Raw genomic sequence first — 23739 nt, 5'->3', positions numbered from 1 at the left:
AGAAAAAATAAAGTCCAATGAAGCAACTGTTTTATGGTTACTCAACCACATCAAACCGGGCAGCAACCCATTTGTTTCGTTCTTTATGGCCTTTATAAGAAAGCCCGTGCAAAGCGGCTTCTGCGGTTATTACAGGTAAATCGTCATCATAAAAACCACTCATCAGCAATACGCCATTTTTTTTCAAGCAATGACGATAATGCACGATGTCGGCCAACAGAATATTGCGGTTGATATTGGCAATTATCAAATCAAACTGCATTTCATTCAACATGGCTGCATCACCTAAATAAACGCTGATATTGGCCGATTTATTTTTCTCAACATTCTCAATAGAGTTGTTATACGCCCATTCATCATTATCAATGGCAGTAACTGCAGCTGCATGGCGCATAGAAGCCAGGATGGCCAAAACACCGGTACCACAGCCCATGTCAAGTACAGCGAGGTTTTCTACATTTGTTTCAAGCAAATGTTCAATCATCAGTGCTGTTGTTTCGTGATGTGCAGTGCCAAACGACATTTTAGGTTCAATCACAATTTCGTATTCCATATCTGGCTTTTCAGGATGAAAAGGAGCACGAATATGGCATCTGCCGGCCAAAGTAACGGGTTCGAAATTCGACTCCCAAACAGCATTCCAGTTTTGATCAGCGATTGTTTGCCAGGTGTATTCCACATGAACACCCTCAGGCCAAAGCTCTTCATTATTAAGAACAGAAGGATCAAATGAAGCTGCCGGAATATAGGCCAACAGGCCATCTTCTGTTTCTGAGAAACTTTCAAAACCAAGCTCACCGAGTTGAGCCATAATCACTTCAGCAAATGCAGCCTCACCCTCAGCAAGGCTGCATTTAAGTTCTATATATTCCATAAATCGGGTTTGCTAAAACGATCAGAAACTTCTGATGATTTTAATAAAATCTTCGGCTTTAAGAGAAGCACCACCAATCAGACCACCATCAACATCGGGGTTCGAAAATAATTCGCGGGCATTGGCTGCATTGCAACTGCCTCCGTATAGAATGGTTGTTCCGGCAGCCAGTTCGTCGCCAAACTTGGCAGCAAGAACCTTACGGATAAAGGCATGCATCTCCTGCGCTTGCTGCGGCGAGGCTGTGCGACCTGTACCAATGGCCCAAACAGGTTCGTAGGCAATAATAACTTTTGTAAACTCTTCGGGTGATAAATGAAAAAGCGCTTGTGTGATTTGATTTTCAACTACTTCAAAATGCTTTTCTGCTTCGCGCTCAGCCAGTACTTCGCCACAGCAATAAATTGGGGCAAGTTCATGCTTTAACGCCTGTGAAACTTTTACAGCCAATAAACTGTCAGTTTCACCAAAATAAGTTCTGCGCTCAGAGTGCCCGATAATAACATAGCCAGCACCTGCAGACCGAATCATGGCTGCTGAAATTTCACCGGTATATGCTCCAGCTTCATGCTCACTCATGTTTTGTGCGCCACAGCCAAATTCATTTTCAACTGCGATGTCGGTAGCCAATTCAAGATAAATGGCAGGCGGACAAACAACCACATCCACATTTTCAGGACGGCCCTCTTTTAACTGATCAGCTATATCAAACAACAAATCTTCGGCCTCTCCAAAAGTTTTATTCATTTTCCAGTTGCCCGCAACAATGTTTTTTCTCATATCATCTTAATTTTAAACACGTTAACACTTCAGACTACCCTAACCCGTGGGTCAAGAAGTCCGTAAATAATATCTACAAAAATATTAATAATCACCAACATTACCGCAATGAAAAGTACCGCTCCCATAACTACCGGAAAATCATACTTTTCTAGGCCGTCAACAATCACTACTCCAATGCCTTTCCAGTCGAAAACATATTCAACAAAAACGGCTCCGGCCATCAGGGAAGCAAACCAACCTGAAACGGCTGTAACCACTGGATTTAATGCATTGCGCATTACATGACGACTGATAACCAGCCTGTTAGACAAGCCCTTGGCTTGTGCAGTTCGGATATAATCCTGTGAAAGCACCTCGAGCACTGAGCTACGGGTGAGTTCTACAATAATAGCCAATGGCCTGATGCCTAATGTGATAGCCGGAAGTATCAAATTTTTTAAATCCATGTATTCGCCCCGCCCAAAGTCATCAACCGAATAGAGCGACCCAAACATACTCAGGCCTGTAAAATCGGCCAGCACAAAAGCGAAAAGCCAGGCGATTAATATAGCTGCGAAAAACGAGGGTAAGGACATTCCCAGCACAGATATGACCAAAGCCAGGTGATCGAAAAACGAATCCTTGCGCAATGCTGTAAAAATGCCGATTAAAATTCCGGCAATAACAGCTATTCCCATCGCTACGGTTGCTAGCAGCATGGTATTGGGAAATGCTTGCGAAATAATTTCTGAAACCTTACGCTTACTTTGATAAGAACGGCGTAAAAAAGGTTTTTTAAGAATGACCTGCTGATGTTTATAAGAAAGCAACACGGTAAATGGAGCATATCTTGCACTATCGGGATACCATAGACTACCCGGCGAATTAGTTTTATGATAAGACACAGGCGAAAGGTCGTTGAGGAATCCCAGATATTGTTCATATAAAGGCCGGTCACGACCCAATTCGCGGTTGATGGCCTCAACAGAGGCGATATCAGCCCGCTGCCCAAGCATCATTCTGGCTGGATCGCCGGGAAGGATATTGAACAGAACAAAAACGAGGGTAACCACTCCGAAAAGAACAAAAATGCCGTAATAAAGTCTTTTCAGAACAAACCGCACCATACAAATTATTTGTCTTTTGAATTGACGAGATATCTGCTTTCAAACGACTCATAATCAGGGAAGTCATTGTAATGCCATTTATCAATCACAATGCCATTCTTCAGCAACAACAGGCCGGGATTAGCTCTCACCATAGTTTTAAGGGTGATGTCATCAGCCTGATAAAAATCATACTGCAGATTTAACTGTAAGCTTAAGGCATTAACAGCTGCAGGCAATGTGCTGGTGAGAGCCACAAAACCCAGCCCTGCAGCTTCGGCCTTTTGAGCCAACACATTTACATCTGACAGACTTTTTTGATTTGCGCTTTCTAAATCCCAGGCGACCAGAATAAACTGATAATCAGGATTGCGTATAATGACATCGGTAAGATCAGAACCTAATGAATCAATAATTTGCAAATCATGCCCTTTAAAGGAATTGGGATCTTCAATCCGGGTATCAACATACTCCCATTGGGTCATCCAAACAGAATCGTTGTATGGATAATCGGGCGATAAATACTCACGTGTTTCGCCACTTTCCTTGTTGCGATATATCAGGTAATACTTAACCGGCTGAGGATTTTCAACATACATTTTGTTGCCTGTTTTCCAATCCATAAAATCAATAACAGGCAAATGCCTGTAACAATATATGCTGAGTGAGATAAAAAGCAAAGCAACCATAGATGCTGTGCCATAAGCAACAATATTTCCAGCTTTATCATTGGCTTTTTTACGCATCCCGAATAAAATGAGTGCAAATACCATGAGCACCACATTTTTATAAAAAGTTTGCCAATTTGTGAGTTTTATGGCGTCACCAAAACAACCACAATCGGGAACTGGATTGTAAATGGCATCATTCAGGGTAAGCAAAGTAAAAAAAGACATGACCACCAATAAAATCCAGGCATTTGTTTTGGGTTTCAGGTTAAGTAAAACAACTACGCCCAGCACAAACTCCATTGTGCAAAGTAAAACAGACAAAGTAAGAGCGAGAGGCATCATAAACTGAGCATCCCAGGCAATAAAGTAATCTTCAAGCCTGTAAGCTGTCCCAAGCGGATCAATACCTTTGACAAATCCCGAAAAAATGAAAACAAGCCCAACCAGCAGGCGAGAAAATATATGTATTATTTGAGTGCCCCGAAGCTTCATAGTTAACCAGATTAATAATTAATTCTCAGCTAATTTTGATTTTTGCTCAGTTAATTTAATGAGGGCAAAGACAGCATAATTAATCATATCAAAATAATTCGCATCCACGCCTTCCGAAATAAAGGTTTCGCCCTTGTTATCTTCAATTTGTTTCACCCTGAGCAATTTCATCAGAATAATGTCGGTGAGTGAGCTCACCCTCATATTTCTCCAGGCTTCATCATAATCATGATTTTTATCCATCATCAGGCCTTTGGCAGCAAAAATATACTTATCATAAAGCCTTTCAACTTCGGCAGGATCCATGTTCAGTTCATCGCTATTGCCCAGTTCAAGTTGTATTAAAGCAATAACTGCATAATTTATGATACCAATAAATTCGGGCCATTCATCTTCAATAACAAGATGCGTACCTTTGCCCTGAATACTTCTTATACGATTTGCTTTAATGTAAATCTGATCGGTAAGAGATTCAGGTCGCAATACACGCCAGGCAGTACCGTAATCTTTCATTTTGGTTAAAAATATATCTTTGCAGGCTGTAACTGCTGCATCAAATTGTCCGGAGGTATCAGACGTCATAAACAATTAATTATTAATTAATTAAAAACAAAAATGAAACCCATGGCATTTACTGCCGGTTTGCCCGATAAAGGTATGGATTTTTCACAAACCTGTCTAATTTCCTGTGGAAGTAAACAGCTCGATCTTTCACAACCCCGTATTATGGGGATTCTGAATCTTACTCCAGATTCGTTTTACGCCGGAAGCCGGCATAATAAACCCGATGAACTTCTTCGTAAAGCAGCAGAGATGATTGATGAAGGAGCTTCCATTCTCGACCTCGGCGCGGCATCTACCAGACCCGGCGCCCAAACTGTGAGTGAAGAGGAGGAAAAAAACAGATTAATGCCCGCTTTAGAGGCCATTGTAAAAGCATTTCCCGAAATAATCATCTCTGTAGACACATTCAGGGCCAATATAGCCCTCGCATCATACAACGCAGGAGCCGGCATTATCAATGACATCTCGGGAGGAACTTTAGATAAGGCCATGTTCAGCACTGTTGCAAAAACAGAGGCTGCTTACGTGCTTATGCACATCAAGGGAACGCCGGAAACAATGCAAACCAACCCTGAATATTCTGATGTGGTTAGTGAAATAAGGGAGTTTTTTTCCGAAAGGATATTGGCATTAAATCAGCTTGGAAAACATAACATTATTATTGATCCCGGCTTTGGTTTTGGAAAAACACTTGCTGATAATTATAAAATCATGAATAACCTTGATGCATTCGGCTCTTTCGGCCTTCCCTTACTCTCAGGCATTTCAAGAAAATCAATGATAAACAGGGTGATTGGAACAGCTCCTTCTGAAGCATTGAACGGAACCACGGTACTGAATACAATTTCATTAATGAAAGGAGCGAAAATTTTACGCGTTCACGATGTAAAGCCGGCAATGGAAGCCATCAAACTTGTAAAAGAATATTTACTGCAATCATAAATACAGCAATTTGTCTAGCCCACAAACTGTTACAATAATCCTGACATGATTTTCTGCAAGTCGTTTACTGAATTGACAAAGTTTTACAATGCAGGCAAAACGCTGAAGCCAATAACCAGAAGAAAATAAAAATAAGGCAGAATTGTTATAACAGTCGCCACTTAATTCTAAATTTGCAAAAAAGCCGTCCTTCAATGCCAGAACTTGTTATTCCATTTTTTATAGGTTTCCGCTTACTCGATGTAATCGATATATTACTGGTGGCTTTCATGCTGTATGAACTTTACAATCTGGTAAAGGGAACTGCTGCTATTAATATTTTGCTGGGCATTGTTGCTGTATTTCTGGTATGGCGGTTAGTCAGAATTCTTGAGATGGAATTGCTCACCGAAATACTTGGCGCATTTATCAGTGTAGGTTTTATAGCTCTAATTGTTGTCTTCCAGCCCGAAATCAGAAAATTTCTGCTTTTACTTGGCACCCCAACCTTTATCAGGAAAAACCACCGGCGGTTTCTGTTCTGGAAAATCCACTACAACAATGACGAATCTCTGAGTATTGACCCGATAGTTCAGGCATGTCATAAAATGGCATTGTCAAAAACCGGTGCACTCATTGTCCTTGGTAAAATCAATGATTTGGAAGAGTATATCAATACCGGTGAAATTACCGATGCCCGTATCTCAGAACAACTCATTATCAATATCTTTTACAAAAATTCACCGCTTCATGATGGAGCCATGGTCATTATGAACAACAAAATAAAAGCTGCCAGTTGCATTTTGCCTGTATCAAAAAAAGCTGATTTGCCTGCCCATATAGGACTCAGGCATCGCTCTGCCATAGGAATTACTGAAAAATCAGACGCAGTGGCGATTGTTGTTTCCGAACAAACCGGAAAAATTTCGTGGTGCAAAGGCGGTGAACTAAATCTGAACATTCAGCCTTCAAGATTAAAAACTCTTCTCGAGGAAGAGTTTAACCTTGAAAAATAGCGGTTACTGTTGTGAGGCTGCAGCCTGCTTCGCCGCGTTTGCCTCAAACTCTTTCACCAATTCTTCGGGCGACATGCCCAAATATTTAAGTGCTGCTTCAGCATCATCGGCTAAATCATGTTCGGGATATTTTTTCAGAAAATCATGATATACTTCCGAAGCCTGCCCGAGATTACTGAGCAAATTTTCATATACATAAGCCTTTAAAAAGACAGTTTCAGGCAGATACTCACTTTTTTGAAAATCATTGATTGTCCGGTCAATCAATTCCATGGCTTTATCACCATTGCCCATGCCCACACAAAGGTTCACTGCTTTATAAAGGTATGCCGGGGCCGATGAGTCCTGGCTGTTGTTATCGACAAAAGCCACATAAGCATCAAGCAAAGCTGTTAGTTTCGCAGGGTCGGGCTTTGCTCCTTCATTTTCAAGTTGCTTTTCAATTTTTGTAATGTTATTGATTTCTTTATCGCGTTTTGAGGCACAAGAAACCGATATCGCCACGATTGCGATAAAAAGCATGAGTTTAAGAGTACTCCGCATAGTCAATTAGTTTAAAGAGAAAATTCAGAAAGCCGGCTTTTTCTTAGCCATTGGAAAAATCATTTTATAGTCTGTTTTAACCAGCCCTTTTGTTATATCGTTTAATTTGCGTTTCAGCATAATTTTGCGAAGCGGATTAATCAAATCAACAAATAAAATACCATCAAGGTGGTCGTATTCATGCTGAATTACCCTGGCCAGCACGCCCGATTTTCTTTCATCATGAAAAACAAAATTCTCATCATAATATTGAATACGCAATTCGGGTTTGCGCATCACATCTTCACGGATTTCAGGAATGCTAAGGCATCCTTCGTTAAAAGCCCACTCTTCTCCGGCTTCTTCAATAATACGGGCATTGATAAAAACCTTTTTCAACTCAGTTTCACCAGGAAAATCCTCTGCATAAGGAGTGGCATCAATAACAAACAAACGAATACTTCTGTTTACCTGCGGAGCAGCCAATCCAACCCCATTTGAAGCATACATCGTTTCAAACATGTCGGCAATGAACTGCTCAAGGCCGGGATAATCTTTATCAATATCCACTGCAACTTTTCTTAAATTGGGGTGGCCAAAGGCAACAACTGGTAAAATCATGCTAAACTTGATTATATTGTTTAAAAAAAATCTTCAATTCACAATTTTAATTTCATACATCAGGAAGGTAACCCGAATGACCTCATTTCAAGATATGACTGAAGTATAACAGCCGCACTGATGGTATCGACAAGTGATTTATTCTGCCTGTCCTTTTTTTTAAGTCCGGAGTTTAAAATAACCTGCTGGGCTATCTTAGAAGTAAATCGTTCATCAATACGCACCACTTTTATTTCGGGAAATTCCTTAGCTAAAAGGCGTACAAAAGGATCAATATATTTAACCGATTCAGATGCCGTATTGTTCATCTGGCGGGGTTCTCCAACCACAAACAACTCCACATTTTCAGACTTGATGTAATTTTTCAGGAAGCTTATAATATCCTTTGAATGTACGGTTGTAAGAGGAGAAGCAATAATCTGATCTACATCAGTAACAGCCAGTCCTACCCGCTTTTGTCCATAATCAATCGCCAGAATCCTTCCCATTTACAATAAGTTTGAGTGTGCAAAATTACAAATTAAGCGCAAACGGTTGAAAAAATCTATAATTTTGACACTCTGCATAATCCTACGACAATGACCGAAAGTTTAGAAAACATTATAGAAGCAGCATGGAACAACCGCGAACTTCTGAAAGAAGTCAGAACCTGCGAAGCTATCAAAGAAGTAATAAAACAGCTGGATGCCGGAGAAATACGCGTAGCTGAACCTAAAGGCGAACATTGGACTGTAAATGAATGGGTTAAAAAAGCGGTCATTTTGTATTTCCCCATCATGCAAATGGAAGTAACAGAATCAGGCCCGCTTGAATTTCATGATAAAATTCCATTAAAACATCACTACAGCAACCTTGGTGTCAGGGTTGTTCCTCACGCCATTGCCAGATATGGTTCCTATCTTGCACCGGGCGTAATTTTGATGCCTGGTTATGTAAACATAGGGGCTTACGTTGACAGTCATACGATGGTTGACACTTGGGCAACCGTAGGTTCATGCGCCCAGATTGGCAAAAATGTTCACCTTTCGGGCGGTGTTGGCATTGGCGGAGTGCTTGAACCTGTTCAGGCAGCGCCTGTCATCATTGAAGACGGTTGTTTTATTGGCTCCCGTTGCATTGTGGTTGAGGGCGTTCGCATTGGCCGTGAAGCCGTATTGGGAGCAAATGTTGTGATTACACAATCCACCAAAATTATTGATGTTTCGAAAAGCGAAGCAGTTGAATACAAAGGATTTGTTCCTCCGCGGTCTGTAGTTATTCCCGGGTCTTATACAAAACATTTCCCTGCTGGTGATTATCAGGTTTCATGTGCATTAATTATCGGGCAACGTAAAGAATCAACCGATCTGAAAACATCGTTGAATGATGCACTTCGTGATTTTGGCATACAGGCATAATTTTTCTGATTAATGGCTCATACACAACCCACAGAAGCTCACTTAATGCATCATATGAAGCATACGGCATTACCTCAGCGTATCCTGATTATTCAAACCGCTTCATTGGGCGATGTAATTCTATCAACAGCCCTTGCCGAAACTCTGCACCAGGCGTTTCCAGGTACCTGTATTGATTTCCTGGTAAAAAAAGGATATGAACATCTCTTCCTGAATCACCCGTTTGTAAGCAAAGTCCATTGCTGGGACAAGAAAAATCACAAATACCGTAACCTTTTCCGCATTATCCGCGCCGTCAGAAACAGTCACTACAATGCTGTTATCAATGTGCAACGCTTTGCCTCCTCAGGCCTTATAACCGCATTATCCGGCGCACCAATCCGATCAGGGTTTTCAAAAAATCCCTTTTCATTTACCTTTACCCATAAAGCTATACATACCATCAACGCTAATGGCAGTAACGAGCATGAGATTCAGCGCAACCACCATCTGATAAGTTTCATGAAAGAAATGAATCTGATAAAACCTGCCATTTATCCGGGTAAGAATGAAAAAGAATCGGTTCTTCAATGGACCAAAGAAAAATATATAACCATTTCTCCTGCTTCATTGTGGTTTACAAAACAATATCCAATACATAAATGGATTGATTTTGTCAGCAACATTCCACAGGGTTTAAGTGTTATATTGCTTGGCTCAAAAGATGATAAAGACTTGTGTCAATCTATTATGGAGGCAAACAATGAAAAAAGGATTTATAATCTTGCCGGAGAACTGAGTTTTTTACAATCAGCAGCTTTGATGCAGCAGGCTGAGATGAATTTTGTAAATGACTCTGCTCCACAGCATATGGCTTCTTCGGTTAATGCACCGGTAACAGCCATTTTTTGCTCAACTGTGCCAGCTTTCGGATTTGGACCAGTGTCAGATAATGCCGTGGTGATAGAAACCAAAGACAAACTGGATTGCCGGCCTTGCGGCCTCCATGGCTGGCAAAAATGCCCTGAAGGCCATTTTAATTGCGCTGAATCAATTACTACACAACAACTGCTCAACAGAATAAAACGATGAACGAAGAATTTGAAAATGAAGTCAGTAGAACATTGAAAACACTTAAGGATGGAGGTATTATCCTTTATCCTACTGACACCGTGTGGGGTTTGGGTTGTGATGCCCTGAATCAACGTGCTGTTGATAAAATTTATAAATTAAAGCAACGCGAAAGTTCAAAAAGTCTGATAATTCTGGTTGACAGCTTTGATATGCTGAAAACTTATGTCGACAAAGTTCCTGAAATTGCACTTGATTTAATCAACAGTATTGACAAACCCGTTACTGTGATTTATGACAATGCACACAATCTCCCTAAAAACCTTTTAGCTGCCGACAAAACAATTGCCATCAGAATTGTAAAAAATGATTTCTGTCAGCGCTTAATCGCTGAATTAAAACGTCCTATTATTTCAACTTCTGCCAATATCAGCGGTGAACCTACCCCGTTGGTGTTCAGCAAAATATCTGAAAATGTTAAAAATCAGGTAGATTATTGCGTTCAGATGTTCCATGAACAGTTTATTCAGGCCAAAGCCTCTACTATTCTGCGACTTTTCGAAAATGGCGAATATCAGGTTATCAGAGACTAAATAAATCAGTCCTGGAATAGAGCTGTTTTTATCAAATCATCCGATTGTTTTTTGCTGAATCGAAGCAAAAGGCAGCCTGTAGCTTTCTCAGTTTATCAATTATAAAATCAAATCAGTGGTTTGGCAACCAGCTAAACCCTTGTTATAGTACCCTTTAATGAAAAGACTAGCATATTTTGTCAGCCTTTATATTTATACTTTGTTGATACCCCAGAATGTTTTGGGGCAGGATTCCCTTTCTGCCCAAAAAATCAGTTTGTCACTCGACATTTACAGCAAGCATCTCTGGAGAGGCTTTTCAAACGGCACTTCAATTAGTATTCAGCCCGGCTTCCAATACAATTACCATAATTTTTCTGCAGGAATCTGGGGAGCTTATGCAATCGACGGAAGCTATACTGAACTTGATTTATATGCTAGTTATACTATCGGCAATATAGAGGTCATGCTTTTCGACTACTTCTGCCCGGTAAATCCGGTTCAGACTTTTAACTTTTTTGAATTCAGAAAAGGGAGAACAAAACATACATTAGACCTGAATGTGGTCTATTCCAATCAAAGCAAACACCCTTTTTCATTACACCTTGCAACAATGATTTTTGGTGATGATTTAAACACAGACACCGGCAACAACTATTATTCTACATACATAGAACCAGCATTAAATCTGAAATACAACAAAACCCGCATAAAACTTTTTGCCGGATTTTCCCCATTTAAAGGTTACTATGCAGCTAACATTTCCCTTATCAATACCGGCTTATCTGTTTCCCGAAAATTTCAGATTGCCCGCAAATTTGTGTTGCCCGTAAATACAATTATTGCCTTAAATCCATCAAATGGAAAACTGGCCATCTCCCTTGGCCTGAACATATAGTCGTTTTATTCGCCAGCAAACCTTTATCAAATTCAACAATTAGGTCTGCCTGATGTTGAACAAAGCCATTTATGGGTTGTTATATGCCGTAAAAAGGTGCACCACTGCATTTGCGCTGAATTAATTTTATTGTAATACCTGATTTACGAAGAATGAAAACTTTTGGGATTAAAAATACTGACAAAGAAACACTAAAAGAATGGTACTATTTGATGTCGCTTGGTCGCAAGCTTGACGACAGGGCACCAAATTATCTGAAACAGGCACTGGGATGGTCATACCACGCTCCATATGCCGGACATGATGGCATACAACTGGCCATCGGGCAGGTTTTTCAAAAAAACACTGACCATTTCTTCCCGTATTACCGCGACATGCTCTCTGCAATTTCTGCAGGAATCAATGCTGAAGAGATTATTCTCAACGGAATTTCCAAAGGCACTGACATTGCCAGTGGCGGAAGGCATATGTCCAATCACTTTGCAAAACCGGAATGGAACATTCACAATGTCTCATCTGCCACGGGAAATCACACACTCCATGCTGTAGGAGTAGCCCGGGCCATAAAAAAATACGGAGCAAAGGCAGTTGCAATCAGCAGTCAGGGTGAATCTTCAACATCCGAAGGATATGTTTACGAAGCCATCAACGGGGCCTCTAACGAAAAACTTCCGGTAATTTTTGTTTTTCAGGATAATAACTATGGCATTTCTGTTCATAAACGCGATCAAACAGCCAATTGGAGAGCAGCTGATAATTTCAGAGGGTTCAAAAACCTCAGAATCATTTATTGTGATGGAAAGAATGTATTTGATTCGATGAATGCCATGACTGAAGCCCGCAAACATGCTATTGAGAAACAGGAACCTGTTATCGTGCATGCGAGTGTTGTCAGAATACATTCACATTCAAACTCTGATAAACATGAGTTATATCGTGATGAAAACGAGCGCTTCTGTGCTATGGCCAACGATCCTTTTGACAGGTACAGAAAAACTCTTATTATCTCAGGCCGGGTAAGCGAAGCTGAACTTGACGAACTCGATAAAAAGGCCAAGGATGAAGTTTCAAAAGCGCACAAAAAAGCCCTGGCAGCTCCAGATCCAAAACCTGAAAGCATATTTAACTTTGTGATACCTGAAGCCTATGCCGCTGCAAAATACCCCGAAGGCATACACAACCAGTCTGCTGGCGAAAAACTAAAACTCATACAAGCTCTCAACAGCACACTTAAAGCAGAGTTCAGGCACAATCCTGACACATTTATTTGGGGGCAGGATATTGCCAATAAGGAAAAAGGCGGAATTTTTAATGTCAGCAAAGGACTTCAACAGGAATTTGGCATTGAACGTGTGTTTAATGCACCCATCGCCGAAGATTTTATTATGGGAACGGCCAATGGAATGAGCCGGTTTAACGACAAAATCAGAATTGTGGTGGAAGGAGCAGAATTTGCCGACTATTTCTGGCCGGCAATGGAACAATTTGTTGAAGTTACACATGATTATTGGCGCAGCAATGGTGCTTTTTCACCCAATGTAACCATTCGCCTGGCTTCAGGTGGGTATATTGGCGGCGGCCTTTACCATTCACAAACCATTGAAGGTGCACTGGCTACGTTTCCGGGCATCAGAATTGTTTACCCATCATTTGCCGATGATGCTGCCGGTTTATTGAGAACAGCCATCCGTTCAAAAGGACCCACACTTTTTCTTGAGCCCAAGGCCCTTTACAACGATCCACTGGCCGAAACCTATGTACCTGACGATTTTGAAGTGCCTTTCGGCAAAGCACGTGTCCGCCGCGAAGGAAAGGATCTTACCATCATTACTTACGGAAATACAACACACATGAGTTTGGCCGTGGCCGAACAAATTGCGGCCGAAACCGGAAAAAGTATCGAAGTCATTGACATCCGATCTCTTATTCCTCTTGACAAAGAAACCATTCTTCATTCAATCCAAAAAACCAACAGGGCTTTGGTTGTTCATGAAGACAAAGTCTTTGGCGGATTTGGCGGTGAAATTGCAGCCATTATTACCGAAGAAGCTTTTAACTTTCTTGATGCCCCGGTAAAACGGGTTGGCTCAACCTTTACCCCTGTCGGATTTAACCGGATTCTTGAAAAAGCAATTCTGCCTGATAAAGAACGAATTTATAAAGCAGCTGTTGAGATACTTCACTTCTGAGATATCGATTTATGGCAACTTTATTTTCTTGATTTACTGCATTTTAAAATGCTCCAAACGGAGCATTTTTTTTTGAATATTGCGCAGTAAAACATCCCGAATGGAATAAAAATATATTTTTGCTATTCTATTATCCACCTACCTTAACCGCAACATGAAAAAAATTTCGCTTTTTTTAATCTTATTTACAATGTGTTCATTATCAAACCGAAGCAATGCGCAAGAAAAAGACAGCTCCAACCCCTTCTTTAGCGCATATCAGACCCCATTTGAAGTTCCGCCTTTCGATCAGATAAAACCCGGGCATTTTTTACCGGCTATTGAGCAGGGAATTGAAGAACAAACCAATGAAATTAACAACATCATAAACAATCCTGCAGAACCTGATTTTGAGAATACTATAGCCGCCCTGGACAACAGCGGCAGCTTAATCCGCAAAGTCAACAGCGTATTTTCAAACCTGAATTCGGCAAATACAAACCGTGAGTTACAAGCCATTGCCAAACAAATCGCACCCAAGCTTTCGGCCCATTACGATAATATCAACCTTAACCCCCTACTTTTTGCCAGAATAAAAACAGTTTTCGACAAACGCACTGAGCTGAATCTGAGCAAAGAACAAATGCGGTTGCTTGACGACAGGTACAAAGGATTTATCAGGGGAGGCGCCGCCCTTACAGGAGTGCAGCAGGAACGTTTCAGACAAATTAATAAACTGTTATCAACCCTCACCCTCCAGTTTGGAGAAAATGTATTGGCAGAAACAAACAATTATAAACTGGTCATTGACAACCAGGATGACCTCAATGGACTTCCGGTTTCGCTGATAGAACAAGGTGCCGAAGCTGCCCGCGATGCCGGCCTTGAAGGAAAATGGGTTTTCACATTGCATAATCCAAGTGTGATGCCTTTTCTGCAATATGCCGAAAACCGCGAACTTCGCGAAAAAATTTACACAGCTTATATAAACAGGGGCAATAATGGAAACGAACATGACAACAACGAACTTATAAAGCAAATAGCATCGCTCAGGCTTGAAAAAGCAAAAATGCTTGGGTATGAAAGCCATGCTGCTTTTGTGCTGGAAGAAAATATGGCAAAAAATGCAGCCAATGTTGTTGATCTATTGCAAAAACTATGGGAACCCGCCTTAAAAAGAGCCCAAATGGAAGCGGCCGGACTGAATTCAATCATTGCCCGCGAAGGAGGTCAGTTTAGCCTTCAACCATGGGACTGGCGATACTATGCTGAAAAGCTGAGGAAAGAAAAGTACGATCTCGACGACGAATCACTGAAGCCATATTTCGCATTGGAAAATGTAAAACAAGGCATTTTTATGGTCGCCAACAAATTATATGGCATCTCATTCACTGAAAGAAAAGACATTCCTGTTCATCACCCTGATGTAATGGCTTATGAAGTAAAAGAAGCAGATGGCCGCCATATAGGTATTTTGTACATGGATTTTTTTCCGAGAGAAAGCAAACGCGGTGGTGCCTGGATGAACAGCTACAGAAAACAGTATACTGAAAATGGTGTAAATATCAGCCCCGTTATTACCATTGTATGTAATTTCTCCAAACCAACTTCAAGCCAGCCATCATTGTTAACTTTTGACGAAACCAGCACTTTCTTTCACGAATTTGGACATGCATTACACGGACTTCTCTCCAATTCGACATATTACAGCCTGTCTGGGACCTCAGTCCCCAGAGATTTTGTAGAATTACCTTCGCAAATTATGGAAAACTGGGCCGGAGAACCTGAAGTACTTAAAATGTATGCCAAACATTACCTTACAGGCGAAACGATACCTCAGGAGCTTATCAACAAACTGCACAACAGCAAATACTTTAATCAGGGATTTGAAACCGTTGAATATCTGGCTGCGTCATTTCTCGATTTGGGCTACCACAATCAAAAGGAAGCAAACTTTAATGATATTGCTGCTTTTGAAAAGAAGACACTTGATGAAATTAACCTGATCCCCGAAATCAACAGCCGTTATCGGTCAACCTATTTTAATCATATTTTCAGCGGCGGATATTCCTCAGGATATTATAGCTATATATGGGCTGCTATCCTTGATGCTGATGCTTTTGAAGCATTTAAAGAAAATGGGTTATTCGATAAAAAAACAGCCACCTCATTCAGAAAAAATATTCTTGAAAAAGGTGCTACCGACGATCCTATGGTTTTATATCAAAACTTCCGCGGTGCAGAGCCTGACATTACGCCTCTGCTAAAGCGCCGTGGCTTAGTTGAAAATTGATATACACAAAACTGAAAAATCCCCGGTAAGAACACCTATCGGGGATTTTATTTATTCTTTCAGGGTCTTGAAAGATACAATGTGATAGGTGACTCCTGCCCCTATTGATGACAGCATTAACCAAAGCCACCACCATGGAGGCGACAAAACAGCCGAGGAAATAAGAGTTAACCATAAAAATACAAGACTATAGATTTTATTTTTCAAAGTAATGCCATGCCTGGATTGGTAATTTGTGATATAAGGCCCCAAATAGCGGTTTGTCAAAAGTTTTCTGTTTAGCTTTTCAGAAGCCCGGACAAAACACCAGGAAGCCAGCAACAGAAATGGAGTAGTTGGAAGCAAGGGCACAAAAATGCCGATTAAACCCAGCAACATGGCCAACACCCCCAACAAAAGAATTAAAAACCTGATTACAGGGCTTTTATATAATTTAGATTGAAAACGAAATTTATTTCTATTCATTGGAATGATTGATTATTACAAAACATACCTGCTGTCAACCCGGGAAAATGGTCAGCCGGCAAAAAGTCAAACCATATTAAAATTTCCTTAAAATAGCTTTACAGCTATTGACTTCTCTGATACCAGCCGTATCTTTATTTCACATTAAGCAAAACAAGTAATCAACCCGGAAATGAGCCTGAGTAACTCATTTCCGGGTTGTAGTTTATTTGAATGGCATGAATCAAGAGTTTTTCTGCTAACTGACTTTCAACTGAATGATAAGCATTAACCTTCAAATGACCTGTTAAGAAAGTGGTTAAAGCTGCGCATCGATTCACAGGCATGAAGCACGGTTGCATTGAACTTATCAGATAAAATCAAATTGTCATCAAGGCCTTTGGCGACCGAATAACTCTTATATTTAAGCAACTCAATATCAGGAAAATCGGCTGGAAAATCCTTGGGTGGCCGTTTGAGCATATCCCAGGTTGCCAGTTCACCAAATGTGGATTTAAAATCCTTATCGTTCAAAATTGCTTTAAACTCCGGAACATTAAAATAAATTTCCTGTCTGAGCTTTTTAAGCAAATCGGGCTGTGGCATATAAATTCCACCGGCAATCATTGAATGGCCGGGCTCCACATGAATGTAATAACCTGCACGCGGGCTTTTGCGGCCACCATTGGCAATAAAAGCTCCAAAATTTGTTTTGTATGGTTGTTTATTGGCCGAAAATCGCACATCCCGAAATATCCTGAAAATACAATCCTTAGCAACCGGAATTCCTATTGAAGGATCTATGGCAGCAATTTCTGCAATCAGCGTAGAAACATACTCCTCAAATCTGACTTTAACGAGCTGATATTCTGCGCGGTGAACATCAAACCATTCGCGATTATTATTCGCTGAAAGCGCGCTTAAAAATTTAAGTATATCATGCATACAAGTGTATTCATTGGTTATGAAACAAAGATAATGGAATAATGCCAACTAATATTTATAAACAATGAATAGTCCTTCAACTGAAAACCCTTATATTTATGCCATTAAACACCTTGTAGTTTATGTATAAAACATTAGTTCATCTATTTTCACCAGAATAAAACTGAATAATTATTGATAGATCAGAAAACCGGAAAGTTTAATCCCTATACTGACACAAATCAGGAAGAATGAAAAATATGAAGCCATTTATACTCCTTCTCTTAGCTGGTACAATTTTTTCTGTTGCATTTGCCGGAGGTGAAAACCGTCCTTCAGGAGCCAGATCTGCAGCCATGGGCAATGCATCTGTCGCATTAAGTGACATCTGGTCAGCGTTTAACAACCAGGCTGGCCTTGCCCGCATAAATGAAGCCGGAGCCGGGTTTTATTACGAAAACAGGTACATGCTTAAAGAACTGGGTTATAAAGCCGGCGTTTTTGCACTTCCCACCAAAGCGGGCAATCTTGGCCTTAGCTTTAACCACTTCGGCTACTCGGCTTACAACGAAAGTAAAATCGGGCTTGCATTTGCCAAAGGCTTTGGCAAACACATTGCATTTGGAGTTCAGCTTGACTACAATATGGCCAGGCTTGCTGAAAGTTATGGAAACCGTAATTTTCTGACATTTGAAGCAGGAATGCTTGCAACAATTACGCCCAAACTTTCTGTTGGAGCTCATGTATATAATCCAATAAGTGCAAAATTATCTGAATTCAACGACGAAAGAGCCCCTGTTATCTTCAGACTGGGAGCTGCTTATCAAATAACCGATAAATTTTTAGTTACAGCAGAATCTGAAAAAAACATGGATGCCGGCACTGATGTAAGAGCCGGACTCGAATACAGAATTATTCCACAGTTATACCTGCGAGGAGGAATATCCACCAACCCCGTTGCCAATTCATTTGGTGCCGGTATTTTCATTGGTCATTTTATCCTTGATGTAAGTGCATCTTATCATCAGGTACTTGGATTCTCGCCTCAGGCTTCATTATCTTACAAATTCTGAGCGGGATGAAGTATAAAGGTTTAAGAATATTCGCTTTAGCCCTGACGGTTTTGCTTTCATGCAAAGCTGGTTTCGCTCAGGAACCAGCTAAGACCGAATCAACCGGATCGCAACAGATGGAAGACAAGATTGAACAGCTCTCGTCTCAAACAGATGCTGAAATCGACTATTCCGACTTTGTTGATGACTTTGCGCAATTTTTAAACAACCCCATCAACCTGAATCAGGCATCAGAGCGCGAATTACGTCAACTTCAGCTTAACGATCTGCAGATTTACAACCTCACCTCATATATTCAGAAATTTGGGGAGCTCACAAGCATTTATGAATTAAACCTGATAGAAGGCTTTGACTCCCTTCTGGTCACAAACCTGATGCCTTTTGTTAGCTTTGGACTTCAGCCTGTTGGCGCAAAAATCAACCTGAAAAACCTTGCCAGATATGGGAAAAATCAAATAATAGCCCGTTATCAAGTGACTCCCGAACAACAAAAAGGATATTCGCCAATTGACGATTCGACATTGTTGGCGAATCCAAATGCACGTTATTTGGGAGGCCCTGAAAAACTTTACCTGCGTTACGGCTATAATTTTTACAACAGGGTTAAGTTTGGCTTTACGATGGAAAAGGATGCCGGCGAAACCTTCTTCCCCAAAAACGATACGCTTAAAAAAGGTTTTGATTTCTATAGCTTTCACTTCTTTTATTCCGGAAAAAAATTTCTGAAACAACTGGCTATTGGTGATTATCATGTGCAATTTGGGCAGGGTTTAACCATGTATAGCAGCCTGGCCTTCGGAAAATCAGCGGGTGCCATCACCAACCGCCGTCTGGCTCAACCGGTAAAACCAAGCACCGGAGCCAATGAGAATTTATTTATGCGGGGGATTGCCACAACCATCAGTCCACTGAAAAATGTTGATTTAACCTTGTTTTATTCATCCAAAAAATCGGATGCTAATGTTGAAGGGAGCGACTCCTTATCTTCTGAATATTACTATATAAGTTCTTTGCAGGAATCAGGCTACCACCGCACTCCCAATGAACTTGCCGGAAAAGATGCTGTTCAGCAAACAGTTTACGGAGGCAATGTACAAACCAGGATAAAGATGTTTAGGCTGGGTGCTACAGCTGTGCACACCGAGTTGGGCAACAATCTTCAGAAAAGTGATGCCTTATACAATCAATTTGATTTCAAAGGAAAATCACTTACGAACTACGGTTTAGACTTTGCCGCAATTCTCAGATCCCTGACATTATTCGGTGAAGCGTCAGGCAGCGACAATGGTGGCAAAGCTCTGCTTCTTGGAGCAACTGCAACCCCCGATCCTAGAATTGCCGTTTCGATGATTTACAGAAACTACTCAAAAGACTACCAAAACTTTTTTAGCAATGCATTTGCTGAAGGAAGCAGAAATGCCAATGAAAAAGGCCTGTACATTGGATTACTGGCCCAGCTTCATAAAAGGCTTACTTTCTCAGCTTATGCCGATCATTTTCGTTTTCCGTGGTTACGGTTCAGGGTAGATGCACCAACAAGTGGAAGCGAATATCTGGCACAACTTATTTATACCCCGAATCGATCAACTGAAATTCAATTCAGATACCGTTATCAGCAAAAACAAATAAACCCGTCAGGAACAGAAACATACACCGATTATCCTGAACCTGAAACAAGACAGAATTTCAGATTGCATTTAAGTTATAAGGCCAGTCAGTTTCTTACACTAAAAAGCAGGATAGAGTCTATTATCTGGCAAATGCCTGGCTTTGAAAAAAGAACCGGATACCTGATGTATCAAGATGTTATTTACAACCCCGAAAAGCCATGGCTCCTTAACGCCAGATTTGCCTTATTTGACACCGACACATATAACGAACGTCTTTATGCATATGAAAGCGATGTTTTAAATGCTTTTTCAATCCCATCCTATTACTACAAGGGCAGCCGCTTTTACCTGATGGGTAAATACAGCTTTGGCAGAAGAATGGATATCTGGATTAGATACGCCATTACCTATTATGCCAACAAACAGATAATAGGCAGCGGGCTGGATGAAATCAAGGGAAACCGCAAATCAGAGATTAAAGTACAGCTTCGCCTGCGATTATAGACCTCATTTCCGCTGAAAATTCATTTATTTTTATCCCATCAAAATTTCATTATTTTTGCCTCGGGAAATTACACTGATTCATCATATTATTAATCACTAACACCTTATTTTTATGTTAAAAGAGCATCCGAAAGGACTATTGGTAGCGTTTTTCTCTAACATGGGAGAGCGCTTCGGATTCTACACCATGATGGCCATCCTGGTTCTGTTTTTACAGGCCAAATACGGGCTTTCAGAATCGCAGGCAGGGGGCTATTACAGCTGGTTTTATTTTGGTATTTATGCATTAGCCCTCATCGGAGGTATTATTGCTGATGCCACCAGAAAATACAAATTTGTAATTCTGATGGGTATCATTATCATGTTTGCCGGCTATGTTGTTATGGCTATCCCGGGTAATCCGCTTGCTATTACATTGACGGGCCTTTTCACAATAGCCCTGGGAAATGGCTTGTTTAAAGGCAATCTTCAGGCAGTTGTTGGTCAAATGTATGACGATCCCCGCTACTCAAAAGTACGCGATTCTGCCTTTATGATTTTTTATATGGGTATCAACATCGGAGCATTTTTTGCCCCTTTCGTTGCAACCGGAATCCGCAACTGGTTTTTGGGCACACAGGGTTTTGAACATGACGGAAGCCTTCCGGCCATGTGTCACGCCTACAATAATGGAAACCTAGAGGATTTAACTGCTTTTCAGGCCCTTGCCGATAAAGTTAGCGGAAGTGCCGTAACAGATTTGGGAGCCTTCGCTACACAATATATCGACGCATTTGCCAAAGGATACAATTATGCTTTTGGAATTGCAGCTGGTGCCATGGTTATTTCCATGCTGGTTTACATTTTCTTCAATAAATTATTGCCTTCAGTAGATAAAGTAGAAACAAAAGAAAAGGACGAAACTAATAAAGCCAAAGGCAATTTGGTAAGCTTCCTTTTAGCTGCAGGCTTAATGATTACCACTTCTGTCATTTTCTATTTTGCAATGAATGATCTTGCTTTAGGTATGGCTGTGGGTTTATTTGTCGGATTTGTTGCCATGATGTTCATGATTTCGACCAAGGATGAACGCCCAAGAGTTACTTCACTCATCCTGGTTTTCTTTGTTGTTATCTTTTTCTGGATGTCATTTCACCAAAATGGACTCACTCTTACTTTCTTTGCCCGCGATTATACTGTGAAAGAAGTGGGAGCTTTCACAAATATCTTCTTTAATCTTGAGTCCATTCTTGCCTTTATTGGCACCATTGCCGGCGTGGTTCTTCTTTTCAACAAAAAGAGCACAAATAAGCTTATTGGCGGCTCCATGGCCATTGTTTTTGGCGGTCTGACTTATTACTTTGTTTCAGGAAGCGCAGCAAGCAACCCAATTGCGCCTGAAGTATTCCAATCATTTAATCCGCTGTTTATTGTTTCGCTCACATTTCCTGTAATGGCAGTTTTCACCTGGCTCCGAAATAAAAATCTGGAACCATCAACGCCTAAGAAAATTGGAATCGGAATGTTTATTGCAGCACTCGGATTTATGGTTATTCTGGTTGCATCCATCGGCCTGGTATCACCTCACGAACTACAGGTAGTTGATAACGGAGTTACAAAATTCAACCCGGTTCCCGACTCATCCAGAGTTGTCCCTTACTGGCTTATCAGCAGCTACCTGATTCTTACCATTGCTGAGCTATTCCTTAGCCCAATGGGTCTTTCATTTGTTTCTAAAGTAGCTCCTGCCCGTTTCCAGGGTCTTATGCAGGGCGGCTGGCTGCTGGCAACAGCTGTTGGTAATAAATTCCTTTTCATTGGAAGCGATTTCTGGGGAAAACTTGATTTGTGGCAGCTTTGGGCAATCTTTATTGTTTGCTGTGTTCTGTCTGCAATCTTTATCTTCTCAATTATGAAAAGACTGGAAGCTGCAACTAAATAATCAACAACAGTATAAATAAGTGTAAAAAAGGCTGTCTGACTCAGGCAGCCTTTTTTACAAAAAATAAGCATTAACTTTGTGTCTATTATGGATAAATTCTCCGGAAAACGATACAATTCCTACAACGAATACTTCAAACGCACTTTTGGTCAGAGAGTACAAAAAGTCTCTATTGATGCCGGTTTTACCTGCCCAAACAGAGACGGAACTACCGGGTTGGGAGGTTGCACTTATTGCAATAATGACGCATTCAACCCATCGTATTGCCAGCCGCAAAAGCCTGTTTCGCAGCAGATTGCCGAAGGCATTGAGTTTCACAAGGTTCGTTACAGGAGGGCGCTTAAGTACCTGGCCTATTTTCAGACCTATTCCAACACTTATTGTTCAATAAACAGGTTAAAAGAACTTTACGAACAAGCGCTTGCTTACCCCGAAATTACCGGCCTTGTTATAGGAACCCGCCCTGATTGTATCGATGACGAAAAGCTCGCTTATTTAGCTGATATTGCGCGCCATCATTATGTAATTGTAGAATATGGGATGGAATCAACAAACAATGAAACCCTGAAACTTATAAACAGAGGGCACACATTTGAACAAACAGCTGAAGCGATTAGTAAAACAGCATCTTATGGATTAAAAACAGGAGCTCACCTGATTTTTGGGCTTCCAGGTGAATCGCGCCAGCAAATGCTCGAACAGGCTCATATTGTTTCAGCACTTCCGCTCACAACCATCAAATTTCATCAGCTCCAAATCGTTAAAGACACTGTGATGGCCAAACAGTTTCTTGATAATCCGTCTCAATTCAAACTTTTCAGTCTTGACGAATACATTGACTTTATTGTAGCTTTTATTGAAAGACTCAATCCTGATATTGTTATTGAGCGATTTACAGGTGAAGTTCCGCCCCGTTTTCTGGTAAATAAAGCATGGGGACAACTCAGAGCCGACCAGGTTGCTTTAAAAATTGAACAAGAGATGGAACGGTTGAACACCTGGCAGGGCAAAAAATTTATTGCCGGATAAAGTACATGAATGGACATAAAAAAGCCCCGGGGATTTTCAATAAACCCCGGGACTTTTTGCATATAGTATAGTAAATAAACTACCCAGAAGTTGAATCATCCCTGGGTGCTTCAGGAGTATCCTTCAGCCGCCGTGCATCCTTCAGGGCTTTACTGATAATCCATTCCAGCTGACCATTTGTACTACGAAATTCATCCGCAGCCCATTTCTCAACTGAAGCTAGTAAATCTGCATCAATCCGCAGTGCAAAAGATTTCTTTTGAGCCATTGTTACTATATTTTCAATTCCATCGTCTTCACAACCAAA

General features: G+C 40.8%; 23 protein-coding genes. 12 read left to right on the top strand and 11 right to left on the bottom strand.

Translation table 11 applies throughout. The features are described from left to right. Positions 1-37: 37 nt before the first annotated feature. Genes prmA through H6541_00455 form a run of 5 tightly spaced genes read right to left on the bottom strand, consistent with a single transcriptional unit; the run spans position 38 to position 4487 of the window. Positions 38-874, bottom strand: a complete 837-nt coding sequence (prmA, locus tag H6541_00475) for a 50S ribosomal protein L11 methyltransferase (protein ID MCB9014248.1) — start codon at positions 872-874, stop codon at positions 38-40. Between the two features lie 21 nt (positions 875-895). Further along, positions 896-1654, bottom strand: coding sequence for a triose-phosphate isomerase (locus tag H6541_00470; GenBank protein ID MCB9014247.1), 759 nt, complete (start codon positions 1652-1654; stop codon positions 896-898). A 29-nt stretch (positions 1655-1683) separates the two neighbouring features. Next, on the bottom strand, positions 1684-2763 hold the full coding sequence (locus H6541_00465) for an ABC transporter permease (GenBank protein ID MCB9014246.1): 1080 nt from the start codon (positions 2761-2763) through the stop codon (positions 1684-1686). 5 nt (positions 2764-2768) lie between these two features. After that, positions 2769-3905: a DoxX family membrane protein gene (locus H6541_00460; protein ID MCB9014245.1), complete on the bottom strand. Its 1137-nt coding sequence runs from the start codon at positions 3903-3905 to the stop codon at positions 2769-2771. Between the two features lie 18 nt (positions 3906-3923). Continuing rightward, positions 3924-4487: a DUF1599 domain-containing protein gene (locus H6541_00455; GenBank protein ID MCB9014244.1), complete on the bottom strand. Its 564-nt coding sequence runs from the start codon at positions 4485-4487 to the stop codon at positions 3924-3926. Between the two features lie 75 nt (positions 4488-4562). Here H6541_00455 and folP point away from each other — a divergent pair, with 75 nt between their 5' ends. Together folP and H6541_00445 are read left to right on the top strand one after the other, a co-directional pair. Next, the gene (folP, locus tag H6541_00450; protein MCB9014243.1) at positions 4563-5411 is read left to right on the top strand and encodes a dihydropteroate synthase; all 849 of its coding nucleotides are present in this window, start codon (positions 4563-4565) and stop codon (positions 5409-5411) included. Between the two features lie 194 nt (positions 5412-5605). After that, positions 5606-6406 (top strand): TIGR00159 family protein, encoded by an 801-nt coding sequence (locus tag H6541_00445; GenBank protein MCB9014242.1) that lies wholly within the window; start codon positions 5606-5608, stop codon positions 6404-6406. Between the two features lie 3 nt (positions 6407-6409). Here H6541_00445 and H6541_00440 read toward each other — a convergent pair whose 3' ends face one another. The 3 genes from H6541_00440 to ruvX are packed head-to-tail and all read right to left on the bottom strand — an operon-like array spanning position 6410 to position 8037. Further along, the gene (locus H6541_00440; GenBank protein ID MCB9014241.1) at positions 6410-6949 is read right to left on the bottom strand and encodes a hypothetical protein; all 540 of its coding nucleotides are present in this window, start codon (positions 6947-6949) and stop codon (positions 6410-6412) included. Positions 6950-6973: 24 nt separating this feature from the next. Further along, on the bottom strand, positions 6974-7549 hold the full coding sequence (locus tag H6541_00435; GenBank protein ID MCB9014240.1) for a peptide deformylase: 576 nt from the start codon (positions 7547-7549) through the stop codon (positions 6974-6976). Positions 7550-7608: 59 nt separating this feature from the next. Further along, positions 7609-8037 carry a Holliday junction resolvase RuvX gene (ruvX, locus tag H6541_00430; protein MCB9014239.1) on the bottom strand — a complete coding sequence of 143 codons (429 nt, stop codon included), beginning with the start codon at positions 8035-8037 and terminating at the stop codon, positions 7609-7611. Between the two features lie 90 nt (positions 8038-8127). Here ruvX and H6541_00425 point away from each other — a divergent pair, with 90 nt between their 5' ends. The 6 genes from H6541_00425 to H6541_00400 all read left to right on the top strand — a co-directional run bounded on the left by H6541_00425 (position 8128) and on the right by H6541_00400 (position 15927). Continuing rightward, entirely contained in the window at positions 8128-8946 is an 819-nt protein-coding gene (locus tag H6541_00425; GenBank protein ID MCB9014238.1) for a 2,3,4,5-tetrahydropyridine-2,6-dicarboxylate N-succinyltransferase, read from the top strand. Between the two features lie 54 nt (positions 8947-9000). After that, entirely contained in the window at positions 9001-10017 is a 1017-nt protein-coding gene (locus tag H6541_00420) for a glycosyltransferase family 9 protein (protein ID MCB9014237.1), read from the top strand. Next, entirely contained in the window at positions 10014-10589 is a 576-nt protein-coding gene (locus tag H6541_00415; protein MCB9014236.1) for a threonylcarbamoyl-AMP synthase, read from the top strand. The genes H6541_00420 and H6541_00415 overlap by 4 nt, the downstream gene beginning before the upstream one ends. Before the next feature lie 157 nt (positions 10590-10746). Continuing rightward, the gene (locus H6541_00410; GenBank protein ID MCB9014235.1) at positions 10747-11466 is read left to right on the top strand and encodes a hypothetical protein; all 720 of its coding nucleotides are present in this window, start codon (positions 10747-10749) and stop codon (positions 11464-11466) included. A 152-nt stretch (positions 11467-11618) separates the two neighbouring features. Then, positions 11619-13655: a 2-oxoisovalerate dehydrogenase gene (locus tag H6541_00405; GenBank protein MCB9014234.1), complete on the top strand. Its 2037-nt coding sequence runs from the start codon at positions 11619-11621 to the stop codon at positions 13653-13655. Positions 13656-13809: 154 nt separating this feature from the next. Next, complete coding sequence (locus H6541_00400; protein ID MCB9014233.1) at positions 13810-15927, top strand: M3 family metallopeptidase; 2118 nt, start codon at positions 13810-13812, stop codon at positions 15925-15927. A 51-nt stretch (positions 15928-15978) separates the two neighbouring features. Here the strand turns inward: H6541_00400 and H6541_00395 are convergent, their stop codons facing one another. Continuing rightward, complete coding sequence (locus H6541_00395) at positions 15979-16392, bottom strand: YbaN family protein (protein ID MCB9014232.1); 414 nt, start codon at positions 16390-16392, stop codon at positions 15979-15981. A 267-nt stretch (positions 16393-16659) separates the two neighbouring features. After that, positions 16660-17316: a DUF2461 domain-containing protein gene (locus H6541_00390; GenBank protein MCB9014231.1), complete on the bottom strand. Its 657-nt coding sequence runs from the start codon at positions 17314-17316 to the stop codon at positions 16660-16662. A 230-nt stretch (positions 17317-17546) separates the two neighbouring features. On the opposite strand from H6541_00390, the gene H6541_00385 reads away from it, so the two are divergent. The 4 genes from H6541_00385 to H6541_00370 all read left to right on the top strand — a co-directional run bounded on the left by H6541_00385 (position 17547) and on the right by H6541_00370 (position 23432). Then, positions 17547-18368, top strand: coding sequence for a hypothetical protein (locus tag H6541_00385; GenBank protein MCB9014230.1), 822 nt, complete (start codon positions 17547-17549; stop codon positions 18366-18368). 5 nt (positions 18369-18373) lie between these two features. Beyond that, positions 18374-20482 (top strand): hypothetical protein, encoded by a 2109-nt coding sequence (locus H6541_00380; protein MCB9014229.1) that lies wholly within the window; start codon positions 18374-18376, stop codon positions 20480-20482. Between the two features lie 112 nt (positions 20483-20594). Beyond that, positions 20595-22403 (top strand): peptide MFS transporter, encoded by a 1809-nt coding sequence (locus tag H6541_00375; GenBank protein MCB9014228.1) that lies wholly within the window; start codon positions 20595-20597, stop codon positions 22401-22403. An 87-nt stretch (positions 22404-22490) separates the two neighbouring features. Continuing rightward, positions 22491-23432 (top strand): TIGR01212 family radical SAM protein, encoded by a 942-nt coding sequence (locus H6541_00370; GenBank protein MCB9014227.1) that lies wholly within the window; start codon positions 22491-22493, stop codon positions 23430-23432. 79 nt (positions 23433-23511) lie between these two features. On the opposite strand, the gene H6541_00365 is transcribed toward H6541_00370, so the two are convergent. Then, positions 23512-23700 carry an Arc family DNA binding domain-containing protein gene (locus H6541_00365; GenBank protein ID MCB9014226.1) on the bottom strand — a complete coding sequence of 63 codons (189 nt, stop codon included), beginning with the start codon at positions 23698-23700 and terminating at the stop codon, positions 23512-23514. Positions 23701-23739 lie beyond the last annotated feature (39 nt).

This window comes from Lentimicrobiaceae bacterium (genome assembly GCA_020636745.1).
Taxonomy (GTDB): domain Bacteria; phylum Bacteroidota; class Bacteroidia; order Bacteroidales; family Lentimicrobiaceae; genus Lentimicrobium.
Note: the sequence above shows the minus strand (reverse complement) of the source record. Positions and strands in the feature narration are given on the sequence as shown.